The sequence below is a fragment of the Streptomyces gamaensis genome (assembly GCF_042656465.1).
In the GTDB taxonomy this organism is placed as follows: Bacteria; Actinomycetota; Actinomycetes; order Streptomycetales; family Streptomycetaceae; genus Streptomyces; species Streptomyces gamaensis.
In genome coordinates, this window is record NZ_JBHSPB010000001.1 from 392,021 (window position 1) to 406,229 (window position 14,209).

General features: G+C 72.2%; 9 protein-coding genes. 6 read left to right on the forward strand and 3 right to left on the reverse strand.

The window, feature by feature from the left end:
• Window positions 1-170 precede the first annotated feature (170 nt).
• A complete protein-coding gene (locus ACFP1Z_RS01710) occupies window positions 171-848 on the reverse strand; it encodes a DUF1707 SHOCT-like domain-containing protein (RefSeq protein WP_390313887.1) in 678 nt (225 codons plus the stop codon).
• A 225-nt stretch (window positions 849-1,073) separates the two neighbouring features.
• On the opposite strand from ACFP1Z_RS01710, the gene ACFP1Z_RS01715 reads away from it, so the two are divergent.
• Entirely contained in the window at window positions 1,074-2,759 is a 1,686-nt protein-coding gene (locus tag ACFP1Z_RS01715; RefSeq protein WP_390313888.1) for a fumarate hydratase, read from the forward strand.
• 44 nt (window positions 2,760-2,803) lie between these two features.
• On the opposite strand, the gene ACFP1Z_RS01720 is transcribed toward ACFP1Z_RS01715, so the two are convergent.
• The gene (locus ACFP1Z_RS01720; protein WP_390313889.1) at window positions 2,804-4,318 is read right to left on the reverse strand and encodes a ricin-type beta-trefoil lectin domain protein; all 1,515 of its coding nucleotides are present in this window, start codon (window positions 4,316-4,318) and stop codon (window positions 2,804-2,806) included.
• Between the two features lie 109 nt (window positions 4,319-4,427).
• Here ACFP1Z_RS01720 and ACFP1Z_RS01725 point away from each other — a divergent pair, with 109 nt between their 5' ends.
• From ACFP1Z_RS01725 to ACFP1Z_RS01745, 5 genes are all read left to right on the forward strand, one after another.
• The gene (locus ACFP1Z_RS01725; RefSeq protein ID WP_390313890.1) at window positions 4,428-5,822 is read left to right on the forward strand and encodes a class II fumarate hydratase; all 1,395 of its coding nucleotides are present in this window, start codon (window positions 4,428-4,430) and stop codon (window positions 5,820-5,822) included.
• 132 nt (window positions 5,823-5,954) lie between these two features.
• On the forward strand, window positions 5,955-6,638 hold the full coding sequence (gene fomD / locus ACFP1Z_RS01730) for a cytidylyl-2-hydroxypropylphosphonate hydrolase (protein WP_390313891.1): 684 nt from the start codon (window positions 5,955-5,957) through the stop codon (window positions 6,636-6,638).
• Window positions 6,639-6,838: 200 nt separating this feature from the next.
• On the forward strand, window positions 6,839-7,513 hold the full coding sequence (locus ACFP1Z_RS01735; RefSeq protein WP_390313892.1) for a class I SAM-dependent DNA methyltransferase: 675 nt from the start codon (window positions 6,839-6,841) through the stop codon (window positions 7,511-7,513).
• Between the two features lie 58 nt (window positions 7,514-7,571).
• Window positions 7,572-10,070 carry a SpoIIE family protein phosphatase gene (locus tag ACFP1Z_RS01740; RefSeq protein WP_390313893.1) on the forward strand — a complete coding sequence of 833 codons (2,499 nt, stop codon included), beginning with the start codon at window positions 7,572-7,574 and terminating at the stop codon, window positions 10,068-10,070.
• Window positions 10,071-10,239: 169 nt separating this feature from the next.
• Window positions 10,240-11,703: a catalase gene (locus tag ACFP1Z_RS01745; RefSeq protein WP_390313894.1), complete on the forward strand. Its 1,464-nt coding sequence runs from the start codon at window positions 10,240-10,242 to the stop codon at window positions 11,701-11,703.
• 89 nt (window positions 11,704-11,792) lie between these two features.
• Here the strand turns inward: ACFP1Z_RS01745 and ACFP1Z_RS01750 are convergent, their stop codons facing one another.
• Entirely contained in the window at window positions 11,793-14,069 is a 2,277-nt protein-coding gene (locus ACFP1Z_RS01750) for a transglycosylase domain-containing protein (protein ID WP_390313895.1), read from the reverse strand.
• Window positions 14,070-14,209 lie beyond the last annotated feature (140 nt).

Here is a 14,209-nt window from a genome sequence, read left to right on the forward strand (position 1 = left end):
ATTGAGTCACCCTTGCCCGTCTCTCCTGCGCACGGCCATTCGCACCGGCAGCCGTGCGAGAGACGATGCACCAAGCTTTACCCGCTGTGCGCGCGCTTATTCACACCGTTGCCATGACCGGAACCCAACAGCCCGTGACGGTTTGCGCTACCACGCCCGCGCGGGCGCCGTCAGCCCGCCGCGCGCAGGTCCTTCAGCCGCTTGCCGCGCCGGGGTTTGGCGTCGACCCCGCCGAAGAAGGCGAAGCCGGTGATGACGACCACGGGGGCGTTCGCCTCGGGCGCCTCCTGGGCCTTGACGTCGAAGCCGCCGAAGACGGCGGCGCCGCCGCAGCGCAGGGTGACGTTCTCGGGGACCCTGATCTCGACGCCGCCGAAGACGGCGGTGACGTTGATGACGATCTCGGGGTACTCGAAGACGGCCTCGGTCAGGTCGATCTCCACGCCGCCGAACAGCGTGAACGCGTTGGTGCGGCGGCCCACGCGCCAGCGGCCCTTGCGGGAGGCGCCGCCGAAGACGGCGACGACATTGTCGGTGTCGGCGGCGCCGGCGCTCGCGGGGGCGGGGCGTGCCGGGGCCTCGGCGGGGCGCGCGGCGGCGGCCCCGGCGACGGGCGCGGGCAAGTCGCGCACCAGCGGCTCCAGTTCGCCGACGGTCTTGGCGGCGTAGACCGCGCCGACGCGCTCGGCGTGCTCCTCGGCGGTGATCCGGCCCTCGCCGAGGGCCTCGCGCAGGATGTCCGCGACGCGGTCGCGGTCGACGTCGGAGGCGCGCAGGGCGGGGGCGGCGTCGGCGGGCCCGTCGGCGTCCGCGGGCCGCGGGTGTTTGTCGAACGATGGCTTGTCCACGGACAGCAGGGTAGCCAAACGCGATAGATCGCGATAGGGGATGGAGGGGCGGGGCGGCGGCGGACACGGCGGTGGCCGCCCCGCGGCGCCCGCTCCGGCCGCGGGCCGGGCCGGGTGGCCGCCGGTAAGCCCGGCCTCACCTGAGGGCCGCCCGTGGCGCGTCCTAGGCTGGTAGGGCTGTCGACGACGCCAGCCATCGCTGCCTGCCGAGTGAGGATCGCCGTAATGCCTGCCCCTGAGTTCGCCTACACCGATCTGCTGCCCCTGGGCGAGGACACCACCGAGTACCGCCTGGTCACCTCCGAGGGCGTGTCGACCTTCGAGGCCGACGGCCGCAGGTTCCTGAAGGTGGAGCCGGAGGCGCTGCGGAAGCTGGCCGCCGAGGCGATGCACGACATCGCGCACTATCTGCGCCCGGCCCACCTCGCGCAGCTGCGCCGCATCCTGGACGACCCCGAGGCGTCGGCGAACGACCGCTTCGTGGCCCTGGACCTGCTGAAGAACGCCAACATCGCGGCGGCGGGCGTGCTGCCGATGTGCCAGGACACCGGTACGGCCATCGTCATGGGCAAGCGCGGCCAGCACGTGCTGACGGAAGGGAGGGACGAAGAGGCGCTCTCCCGGGGCGTGTTCGACGCCTACACCCGGCTGAACCTGCGCTACTCGCAGATGGCGCCGCTGACGATGTGGGAGGAGAAGAACACCGGCTCCAACCTGCCCGCGCAGATCGAGCTGTACGCGACCGACGGCGACGCCTACAAGTTCCTCTTCATGGCCAAGGGCGGCGGCTCGGCCAACAAGTCCTACCTCTACCAGGAGACGAAGGCCGTCCTCAACGAGGCGTCGATGATGACGTTCCTGGAGGAGAAGATCCGTTCGCTGGGTACGGCCGCGTGCCCGCCGTACCACCTGGCGATCGTCGTCGGCGGTACGTCCGCCGAGTACGCGCTGAAGACCGCCAAGTACGCCTCCGCGCACTACCTGGACGGGCTGCCGGAGGAGGGCTCGCCGCTGGGGCACGGCTTCCGCGACACCGAGCTGGAGCAGAAGGTCTTCGAGCTGACGCAGCGGATCGGTATCGGCGCCCAGTTCGGCGGCAAGTACTTCTGCCACGACGTGCGCGTGGTGCGGCTGCCCCGGCACGGCGCGTCCTGCCCGGTGGCCATCGCCGTCTCCTGCTCCGCCGACCGCCAGGCGCTCGCGAAGATCACGCCGGAGGGCGTGTTCCTGGAGCGACTGGAGCGGGACCCCGCGCGTTTCCTGCCGGAGACCACCGACGCCGAGCTGGTCAGCGGCTCCGCCGCGGGCCGCTCCGACGACGACGTGGTGCGCGTCGACCTCAACCGGCCGATGGACGAGATCCTCGCCGAGCTGACCAAGTACCCGGTCAAGACCCGGCTGTCGCTGTCCGGCCCGCTCGTCGTCGCCCGTGACATCGCGCACGCGAAGATCAAGGAGCGGCTGGACGCGGGCGAGGGGATGCCGGCGTACCTCAAGGACCACCCGGTGTACTACGCGGGCCCGGCCAAGACCCCGGAGGGCTACGCGTCCGGTTCCTTCGGTCCGACGACGGCGGGCCGGATGGACTCCTACGTCGAGCAGTTCCAGGCGGCGGGCGGCTCGAAGGTGATGCTGGCCAAGGGCAACCGCAGCAAGCAGGTCACCGACGCGTGCGCGGCGCACGGCGGTTTCTACCTGGGCTCGATCGGCGGGCCGGCGGCCCGGCTCGCGCAGGACTGCATCAAGAAGGTGGAGGTCCTGGAGTATCCGGAGCTGGGCATGGAGGCCGTCTGGAAGATCGAGGTCGAGGACTTCCCGGCGTTCATCGTGGTCGACGACAAGGGCAACGACTTCTTCACCGACCCGGCCCCGGCGCCGACCTTCACCTCCATCCCGGTCCGCAGCTCCTGACCGGCCGTGCCGGTGCCCCGGCGGGGGCACCGGCGGGCGACGGCTCACGCGAACCGCTGGTTCGCCGAGCCGTCGCACTTCTGCAGCCGCACCGGGTCCTTCGCGGAGGCGAGCGTCAGGCACAGTCGCGGGGCCGCCGTCGGCCGCAGCGTCGCGCCGTCCTGGGTGAAGCGCTGGTTCGCCCCGCCGTGGCAGTTCCACAGGACGACGGCCGTGCCCTCCTCGTAGCGGCCCTCGGGCACGTCCGCGCAGCGGGAGTGGGTCAGGGCGGTGCGCAGGGCGCCGGAGCCGGGGTCGTACCACCAGTCCTGGTTGCGGTTGCCGGTACAGTCCCAGCCGCCGATCGCGGTGCCGTTGGCGCTGCTCGCGCCGTACGCGTCGACGCACGAGCCGGTCGCCGCGTTGCGCAGCGGCGCGTAGGCGTCGTCCCAGGCGCCCTCGCGCAGGACGGGCGTGCCGGTGCCGGGGTCGGCGCAGCCGGCCTCGCGGTAGCCGGAGGCGTACAGCTGGGTGAGGCAGGACGCGAAGGCGGCGTGGCCGCGCGCGTTGGGGTGGAAGGACTGCCGCACCGAATTGGCGTCCGGCGGGAAGGGGTTGGCGAGGTCGACGTACAGCCCGCGCGCCCAGGTGTTCTCCATGCACACCTCGTGGCCGTGGAAGAGGCGGGAGTTGTCGAGGTAGGCGGCGCCGCTCGCGCGGGCGGCCTCGCGGATACCGCGTTCGAAGGCGGGGACGGCGCTGTCGCGGCCCCACGCGGAGTCGGAGGTGTGCCCGACGCAGCCGCCCGCGAGCTTGCCGGGGAAGTCGGGGTTGTCCTCGAAGTCGGGGCCGATGGGGCTCGGGTAGCCCATGAGGACGAGCCTGTAGTCGCCGTCGGCGTAGCCGGCCTGCGTCATCACGGTGCGCAGGTCGCGTACGGTCCGCTCGACCTTGGGCACCAGGGCGTCGACGCGCTGCCGCCAGGTGGGGGCGTACTTGGGCTCGCAGGGGCCCTGGAGGGTGAGGTAGCGGGTGACGCAGTCGGTGATGACGGGCCCGAACTGCAGGTCGTCGTTGGCGCCCGCGACGAGCAGGACGAGCTTGACGCGGGTGGTGCGGGCCCTGACCGCCAGGGCGTCGCTCTGCACGGGTTCGTCGGCGTACTGCTTGCTGCCGCCGATCCGGATGTTGACGGTCGAAGCGCCCGAGCAGGCGAGGTTGTAGGTGACGTCGGCGGGGATCCCCGTGCGGTGGATCGCGGCCTCGGGCGAGCGGTGGCACCAGTTGTCCGGGCCCGCGGTGCCCGGCTCGTACGTCCCCACGCCCTCGCCGGAGATCTCGCTGTCGCCCAGCGAGACCAGTGACGTCCTGCGCTCGCCGAGCGGCCGCTCGGCGGGGTCGCCGTAGAGGCGGACGGACTCGGCGGCGCGGATCCTCTCCAGGTCCGGCGGGAGGGGCCGGGCGGCGGCAGTGCGGGCTCCCGCGTGGGCGGCGGGGGTGGTGGCGGCCAGCCCGCCGAGGGCCGCGGCGAGCGCGGCGGTGGCGGCGAGAGCCGCGCGCAGGATGGGTCTGTGCGGCATGGAGCCTCCCCGATTTCCGTTGTTACTCGCGGTATTTACTGGGGAGTCAGGTCTCTTGGGAACACATGGAACCGGACAAGAGGTTTTGTTTGTCAGGAGGTAAACGACCATGAGCGAGAGTGATCAGTACCGGATCGAGCACGACTCCATGGGCGAGGTGCGGGTCCCGGCGCACGCCAAGTGGCGGGCGCAGACCCAGCGCGCGGTGGAGAACTTCCCCCTCAGCGGGCAGCGGCTGGAGCGGGCGCACATCGCCGCCCTGGCCCGGATCAAGGCCGCCGCGGCGAAGGTCAACGCCGGGCTGGGCGTCCTGGAGAAGGACCTGGCCGAGGCCGTCGCGGACGCGGCCGAGGAGGTCGCCGAGGGCCGCTGGGACGAGCACTTCCCCGTCGACGTCTTCCAGACCGGCTCGGGGACCTCGTCCAATATGAACGCCAACGAGGTCATCGCCACGCTCGCCACGGAGCGTCTGGGCCGCCCGGTGCACCCCAACGACCATGTCAACGCGAGCCAGTCCTCCAACGACGTCTTCCCCTCCTCGATCCACATCGCGGCGACGGCCGCCGTCACCGGCGAGCTGATCCCGGCGCTGGAGCATCTCGCGGCCGCCCTGGAGCGCAAGGCCGAGGAGTTCGCCGAGGTCGTCAAGTCCGGCCGGACGCACCTGATGGACGCCACCCCGGTGACCCTGGGCCAGGAGTTCGGCGGCTACGCGGCGCAGGTCCGCTACGGCGTCGAGCGGCTGCGCTCGGCGCTCCCCCGGCTCGCCGAACTCCCGCTCGGCGGCACGGCGGTGGGCACCGGCATCAACACCCCGCCCGGCTTCTCCGCCGCCGTCATCGCCGAGGTCGCCCGCGCCACCGGACTGCCGCTGACCGAGGCCCGCAACCACTTCGAGGCACAGGGGGCACGTGACGGGCTGGTGGAGACCAGCGGCCAGCTGCGCACGATCGCCGTCGGCCTCACCAAGGTCGCCAACGATCTGCGCTGGATGGCCTCCGGCCCGCGCACCGGGCTCGCCGAGATCGCGCTGCCGGACCTCCAGCCCGGCTCCTCGATCATGCCGGGGAAGGTCAACCCCGTGGTGCCCGAAGCGGTGTTGATGGTCGCCGCGCAGGTCACCGGCAACGACACGACGGTGGCCACGGCGGGCGCCGCCGGCAACTTCGAGCTCAATGTGATGCTCCCGGTCATCGCCAGGAACCTGCTGGAGTCGGTGCGGCTGCTCGCGAACGCCTGCCGGCTGCTGGCCGACCGCACCGTCGACGGCATCACCGCCAACGTCGAACGGGCCCGCGAGTACGCCGAGTCCTCGCCGTCCGTCGTCACGCCCCTCAACCGGTACCTCGGCTACGAGGAGGCCGCGAAAGTGGCCAAGAAATCCCTTGCCGAACGCCGCACGATCCGCGAAGTCGTCCTGGAATCCGGCTACATCGAGCGCGGACTGCTCACCCGCGAACAGCTCGACGAGGCCCTCGACGTCCTGCGCATGACGCACCCGTAGGGGGACCGGCGGGTACGGTCCGGGGCGGGACGGCGCCGGACGCGGCGGCGCGCGCCCCGGACCGTACCTGTGCGTCGTACGTCACGGCGGGATCGCGACCGTATCGGTGGACCATGCACCTAGGATCTGCGCATGACAGCGGACACGGTGCGGACCACGGGCACGGCAGAGTGCGCCCCCTGGGCGCCGGGCGAGAGGATTCTGTGGCGTTATCGCGACAACGCCACCGGCCGCGTGCACATCTGCCGCCCCGTCACCGTCGTCGAGGACACAGCCGGGCTGCTCGCCGTATGGGTGGCGCCGGGCACGCCCTGTGTGCGGCCGCTGATCGCCGACGGCACCCCGCTGCACCAGGAGCCGCTGGCCACCCGCTACACCAAGCCGCGCACGACCGCCGTCGCGCCCTGGCTCGGCACCGGGGTCCTCAAGCTCGCGCGGCCCGGCGAGCCGTGGTCGGTCTGGCTGTTCTGGGACCGTGACGGCGGCTTCCGCAACTGGTACGTCAACCTGGAGGAGCCGCTCACCCGCTGGGCGGGCGGGGTGGACTCCGAGGACCACTTCCTGGACATCGCCGTCTATCCGGACCGCAGTTGGGAGTGGAAGGACGAGGACGAGTTCGCCGAGGCGCAGCGCGCCGGGCTGGTCTCCGCCGGACTGGCCGAGCGGGTCCGGGCGGCGGGCCGCGAGGCCGTCGCGCTCATCGAGTCCTGGTCCGCCCCGTTCGCCGCCGGCTGGGAGGACTTCCGCCCGGATCCCGCCTGGCCGGTGCCGACGCTGCCGGAGGACTGGGACCGCGCCCCGGACAGCGGCGCATGAGGCCCGGCACCCGCTCTCCCGCGCGGCGTACCCACGGAAACCGCACGGAACCCCGGATACCGCTTGGCACCTCCCCGCGGGACAACCGTAGGATCGGCCTCCGCGATACTGCACAGCGGCACGGACAGTGGCACGGCACGAGCACAGCACGGCATGTGACGGATATTCATGGAAGAGACGGTCACAGGAGGGCGGAGGCCGTGAGCGGTGACCACCAGCGGGAGTACGACGCGTACGCCCTCCCAGGACTGGACCGCGGCGGGCAGGCCGAGGCGTTCGACGCGATCGGCGACCGCTACGACGAGGCGTTCCCGCACAAGGAGGGCCAGCTGGCCGCCGGGGCGCGGCTCGCGAAGAGCCTGCCGCCGAACTCCCGCGTCCTGGACGTGGGCTGCGGCACGGGCCTGCCCACGGCCCGGCAGCTGACCGGGGCGGGGCACCGGGTCGTCGGCGTCGACCTCTCCCCCGGCATGCTCGAACTCGCCCGCGCCCACGTCCCGGAGGCGGAGTTCCACCTGGCCGATCTCGCCGAGCTGCGCGACGGGCGGCTGGGCCTCTTCGACGGCGCGACCGCGTTCTTCTCGCTGCTGATGCTGCCCCGGGCCGAGATCCCGCACGCGCTGCGGATGCTGCGCTCCCTGCTGAGGCCGGGCGGGCTGCTGGCCCTGTCCATGGTCGAGGCGGACGTGGACGACTTCGCGATGCCGTTCCTCGGCCACACGATCCGGGTATCCGGATACCTGCGGGAAGAACTGCGCCAGGTCGTGCGCGAGGCGGGTTTCGAAGTGGCCGGGGAGGACTCGTCGGCGTACGCCCCGGCGAGCACGGACGTCCCGCCCGAGATCCAGCTCTTCTTCGACCTGCGCCGCGCCTGACCCACGGTGCGCCCCCGCCTCGCGGGGGTGCACGGCCCCGACGGATGGAACCCCACGCGTGACGGAGCACATCGACTCCCACGGAAGACAAGCCGCCCCGGAGAGCGCGTTCGACGCGCTCCCGGCGGGCGGCTCCGCGCCCGCCGGAATGTTTCCCGCGCCGGCGGGCGGGCCCGCCCCCGGCACACCGGCCGTACCAGCTCCGGACGCGCCGCGCACGGCGGCCGGAGCGAGCGGCTCCGCCGTCCCCGATCCCGTCGTGACGGCCGCACGGCGCGAGCGGGCCGGTGCGGCCGCGCGCGGCCGCACCGGGTCCGTGCCGGGACAGGACGGACCGGATCTGCCGGACGACCGGCCGGCCCCGGTCCGGGCCGTCGACACGGAGGCGGCCGACGGCACGTACGGCCCGGGACACCGGGACCGCACCGAGGGCGCGGCAGCGCGACGCCCGTACGCGCCCGCCTCCGGCACAGGTGACACACACGCCGAACACCCGGCCGCCCGGCACGCGCCCGGCCCGGACGACCACGACCCGGCCGCCGGCACAGACGCCCCACGCACCGGACAGCCCAACCCCGAGGCCGCCCGGCGCCCGTCCGGCCCCGACGACCGCAACCCCGCCGACAGCCACGTCCCCGGGCAGCCCGGGCGTGACCGCCCGGTGGGGCCGGCCGGGCGCGCCCCCGTGCGGAGTGCCGGGCCGGGTGGTCACGGGCCGGCCCCGCACGTGCCCGAGCAGCCCGGGCCGGGTGCGCACCCCGAGCCTGTGGGCCCGGCGCATACGGAGAACGGCACGGCCGTACCGCGGGCCGGCGCCGCGGGCGCCTCCGGCGGCGAGCGGCTGCGTTTCGTCGGCGCGGCGACCCGCCGCATCGCGCGCGGCATCGACCTGGACGAGATCGTGCTCGGCCTGTGCCGGGCCACCGTGCCGACGTTCGCCGACGCGATCCTGGTCTATCTGCGCGACCCGCTGCCCGTCGGCGACGAGCGGCCGGTCGGGCCCGTCGTGCTGCGGCTGCGCCGCACCGACCAGCTCCCGGAGCACGTGCGCGGCCTGTACGAGCCGGCGAACGCGGCCGCGGACACCGCGGCCCCGGCCGACCGCTCCGATCCGGCGGCGGATCTCGCCGCCCTCGCGGCCGAGCGCTGCGAGGTGCGCATAGGGGGGCCGCTCGCGGAGGTGCTGCGAGGAGTCAGACCCGTCTTCGGCGACTCCTCCGCCGCGCGGGCGGCCCTGCCGGAGCTGCTGGGCGAAGGCCGGTGCGTACCGGAGCGGCAGCGCACGATCCTGGCGCCGCTGCGGGGGCGGCGCCGGGTGATCGGCGCGGCCGTGTTCATACGCCGCGCCGACCGCCCGGCCTTCGAGGGCGACGATCTGCTGGTCGCGGCGCAGCTCGCCACGCACACCGCGCTCGGCGTGGACAAGGCGGTGCTCTACGGCCGCGAGGTCTACATCGCGGACGAGCTGCAGCGCACCATGCTCCCCGACTCGCTGCCGCAGCCCACCGGGGTCCGGCTCGCCAGCCGCTATCTGCCGGCGGCCGAGACGGCGCGGGTGGGCGGCGACTGGTACGACGCGATCCCGCTGCCGGGCAACCGGATCGCGCTGGTCGTCGGCGATGTCATGGGCCACTCGATGACCTCCGCGGCGATCATGGGCCAGCTGCGGACGACCGCCCAGACCCTCGCGGGACTGGACCTGCCGCCCTCGGAGGTGCTGCACCACCTCGACGAGCAGGCCCAGCGGCTGGGTTCGGACCGGATGGCGACCTGCCTGTACGCGGTCTACGACCCGGTCGCGCACCGCATCGTGATCGCCAACGCGGGCCATCCGCCGCCGGTCATGCTGCACCGGGGCGGCCGCGCCGAGGTGCTGCGGGTGCCGCCGGGCGCGCCGATCGGTGTGGGCGGGGTGGATTTCGAGGCCGTGGAGCTGGACGCGCCCGCCGGGGCGACGCTGCTGCTGTACACGGACGGTCTGGTGGAGTCCCGCATCCGGGACGTGTGGACCGGCATCGAGCAGCTGCGGGAGCGGCTGACGGAGACGGCGCGGCTGACCGGGCCGAACCCGCCGCCGCTGGAGCCGCTGTGCGACGAGGTGCTGGGCATGCTCGGCCCGGGCGACCGGGACGACGACATCGCCCTGCTCGCCGCCCGCTTCGAGGGCATCGCGCCGAGCGATGTCGCCTACTGGTTCCTCGACCCGCGCCCGCAGACGGCCCGGCAGGCCCGTCGGCTCGCCAGGCGCGCGCTGGCCCGCTGGGGTCTGGAGGAGCTGACCGACGGGGTGGAGCTGCTGGTCAGCGAGGTGATCACGAACGCGGTGCGGTACGCGGAGCGGCCGATCACGCTGCGGCTGCTGCGGACGGACGTGCTGCGCTGCGAGGTCGGCGACGATGTGCCGCAGCTGCCCCGGCTGCGCCAGGCGCGCCCCTCCGACGAGGGCGGGCGCGGGCTGTATCTGGTGAACCGGCTGGCCCGGCGGTGGGGGGCGACGCGGCTGAGCACGGGCAAGGTGGTCTGGTTCGAGCTGGCGCTGCCCGCGCACGCCCGCTGAGGCCGGGGCGGGCCCGTCCACGGCGCGCTCCCGGCCTCACTCGTACGCGGTGAAAAACTGGACAGTGTCCAGACCCCTGTTGCCGACGCGGCGTCGGCGGGGTTGACTGGCCGGTGTGGAGGGCGGCGCGTCCGCGCCCCGACCCGATCCCCGTCCCGGGAGGCGTCCCATGACCGACTCGGCGCAGCGATTCCCGTACACGACCAACAACGCCGGTGTCCCCGTGGAGAGCGACGAGCACTCGCTGACCATTGGTGACTCCGGTCCCATCCTGCTCCAGGACCACTATCTGATCGAGAAGATGGCCCAGTTCAACCGGGAACGGGTCCCGGAGCGGGTGGTCCACGCCAAGGGCGGCGGCGCCTACGGGCACTTCACCGTGACCAACGACGTCAGCCAGTTCACCAAGGCCGCGCTCTTCCAGCCGGGGAAGACCACCGAGATGCTGGCCCGCTTCTCGACGGTGGCGGGCGAGCAGGGCTCGCCGGACACCTGGCGCGATCCGCGCGGCTTCGCCCTCAAGTTCTACACGGAGCACGGCAATTACGATCTGGTGGGCAACAACACACCGATCTTCTTCGTGCGCGACCCGCAGAAGTTCCAGGACTTCATCCGCTCGCAGAAGCGCCGACCCGACAACGGGCTGCGCGACAACGACATGCAGTGGGACTTCTGGACCCTCTCCCCGGAGTCCGCGCACATGGTCACCTGGCTGATGGGCGACCGCGGCATCCCCAGGACCTGGCGCCACATGAACGGCTACGGCTCGCACACCTATCTGTGGGTCAACGCCGGCGGCGAGAAGTTCTGGATCAAGTACCACATCAAGACCGACCAGGGCATCGAGTTCCTCACCCAGGACGAGGCCGACCGTATCGCGGGCGAGGACGGCGACTTCCACCGCCGGGATCTCTCCCGGGCGATCGAGACCGGCGACGCCCCCTCGTGGACGATGTACGTCCAGGTCATGCCGTTCGAGGACGCGGCGGGCTACCGCTTCAACCCCTTCGACCTGACCAAGGTGTGGCCGCACGGCGACTACCCGCTCGTCGAGGTCGGCCGGATGACCCTGGACAGGAACCCGGAGGATTTCTTCGTCCATATCGAGCAGGCCGCGTTCGAGCCGGCGAACCTGGTGCCGGGCATCGGCCCGTCGCCGGACAAGATGCTGCTCGGCCGGCTGTTCTCCTACCCGGACACGCACCGCTACCGGATCGGCCCCAACTACGCCCAGCTGCCGCCGAACCGGGCCCACTCGGCGGTCCACTCCTACGCGAAGGACGGCCCGATGCGCTACGAACCGGCGCGCACGGCCCGCCCGTACGCGCCCAACTCCTACGGCGGCCCGGCCGCCGACGTCGCCCGCTTCGGTGAGATCGCCGGCTGGGCGGCCTCGGGCGAGATGGTGCGCGAGGCCTACAAGCTGCACCGCGAGGACGACGACTGGGGCCAGGCCGGGACGATGGTGCGCCGGGTCCTGGACGACGCCGCGCGCGACCGGCTCGTCGCCAATGTCGCCGGCCATCTGAGCGCGGGCGTCAGCAGGCCGGTGCTGGACCGGGCGCTGCAGTACTGGCGCAATATCGACAAGGAGGTCGGCGACCGGATCGCCACCAAGGTCAACGGAGGCTGACCACAGGGCGGTACGGGACGGCCGCGACGAACACGGCCCCGTCCGGCAGCGGTTGAGCTGCCGGACGGGGCCGTGTCGTTGCAGGTCGGCTAGTTGCTGTTGGGGAAGCGGTCGTTCCCCCGGTTCGCCCTGCTGCTGTCGCCTCCGCTGTCGCCCTGCGAGGAGGACGAGGGCGACGGCGGGGGCGGCGGCGGGGGCGTCTGCGAGTGCGACGGGGTCTGCGTCGGAGGCGTCGGGCTGTGCTGCGAGCGCGACGGGTTCGGCGTCGGGGACGCCGGCGGCGTCGAGGCGGACCGCGTGGGCTCCGGGCTGCGCGTGGGCTGCCGCGACGGCGGCGCGGAGGTCGGCGGCGGGGGCGGCGGCGCGGCCGCTCCGGAGTCGTCGGTCTCCAGGTCGAACTTGGTGTCGGTGGCCGCGACCTTGCTGGTGTACTCGGACCAGACGTGGGCCGGGTAGCCACCACCGTTGACACGGCCGCCCTCGACACCGCCCGTGCCGGTCAGCGGCACCTGCTTGCCGCCGGGGCCCTCACCGAACATGCCGACGGCGGTGACCAGGTCGGGGGTGTAGCCCGCGAACCAGGCCGACTTGTTGTCGTCGGAGGTACCGGTCTTGCCCGCCACCGGGTACTGCGAGGCGTCGATGGCGGCCTTGGCCGTACCGTCGTTGACCACGCCCTTGAGGACGGCGGTCACGTCGTCGGCGGTCGTGCGCTTGACGACCTGGTCGCCGACGGGCTTCTTGCGGTCCAGCTCCACGCCGCCCTGCGTCGCGGACTTCACGATCGAGGGGGTGACGAGCTTGCCGTGGTTGGCGAGCGTCGCGTAGACCCCGGCCATGTGCAGCGGGCTCGCGCTCATCGAGCCGAGCGACATCGCGGGCTGCGTGTTGAAGCCCGCGTCGCCGTTCATGCCCAGGTCGACGCCGGTCTTCTTGACCTTGTCCATGCCGACGTCGACGGCCATCTGCGAGAAGGCGGAGTTGATGGACTTGTTCATCGACTCCTGGACCGTGACGTTGCCGTAGCTGCGGTCGTCCTCGTTCGGCGGGGCGTAGGGCACCGGGCTGCCCTTCACAGGCCGCTCACTGGTGCCGTCGTAGATCGTGCTCGCGGTGATCGGCTGGCCGTCCTGCGTCTTGGACTTGTTCTCCAGCGCGGAGGCGAGGATGACCGGCTTGAAGGTGGAGGCCGGCTGGTAGTCCTCGCGGGTCGCGTTGCTCTTGAAGTGCTTGAGGTAGTCCTGGCCGCCGTAGAGGGCCACGACCTGACCGGTCTTGGGGTCCACGGAGACGGCACCGAGCTGCGCTTCGGCGTCGACCTTGCGGACCTTCGGGTCGAGCTTGCTGGTGAGCTCGTCCTGGACGGCCTTCTCCAGGGCCTGCTGCTTCTTCGGGTCGATGGACAGCGTGATGGTCCAGCCGCCGGCGGCCAGGTCGCTCTCCTTGCGGCCCTGCGCCTTCAGCGCGCGCTCGACCTCTTCCTTGGCGGCCTCGACGAGATAGCCGTTCTGGCCCTTGAGGCCCGCCGGCGGCACCGGGTCCTTGGGGACCTCGAACTTCATCGCCTTGCGCTTCTCGGGGTCGAGCCACTTGGCCTCGACCATCTTGTCGAGGACGTAGTTCCAGCGGTTCTGCGCGTTCTGCTTGCCGACGTCGCTGGCGATCGCCCAGTCGTACTGCGTGGGCGCCTGCAGCAGCGCGGCGAGGTAGGCGCCCTCCTCCAGCGTGAGGTCGCCGACGTCCTTCTGGTAGTACGCGCGGGCGGCGGCCTGCAGGCCGTAGGCGCCGCGCCCGAAGTAACTGGTGTTCAGATACCCCTCAAGGATCTCGTCCTTGTCCTTCTCCTGCTGGACCTTGAGCGAGATGATCAGTTCCTTCACCTTGCGGGTGACGGTCTGTTCCTGGCTGAGGTAGTAGTTCTTCACGTACTGCTGGGTGATGGTCGAACCACCCTGCTTGCCGCGCCCCATCACGGTGTTGAGGATGCCGCGCGCGGTGCCCTTGAAGTCGATGCCGGGGTCGCTGTAGAAGTCCTTGTTCTCTGCGGCGAGGACGGCCTTGCGGACGTCCTCCGGGATCTTCGACAGCGGCACGGACTCCCGGTTGACGTCACCGGTACGCGCGATGACCTGGCCGTTGTCGAGCTTGTAGACGTTGCTCTGCAGTTTGGCGGCGGAGTTGCCGTTGGGTATGTCCACCGACAGGTACAGCGCGACGAAGGCGCCCGCCCCGAGAGCGATCACGGTGACGAAGTAGGCGAGCAGCTTCTTCCACGTGAAGAAGCGGCGTATGCCGGTCTTCCGGGGCTTGTTGCCCCTTGCTCTGCGGGGGCTCTTACGCGCCCGTCGTGCTTCCGCTCGGCCCATCTCTCCTGTAGCTCCAGTCTTCCGCCCCCAACCCAGCTCATGAAGCTAACACCGCAACTGTCACCAAACGCCCATCGATCAAGGCTTTGAGGCACGTGACAAACAGCACCCCGGCAGGCGGGAACCGGGTACGGCGCAGT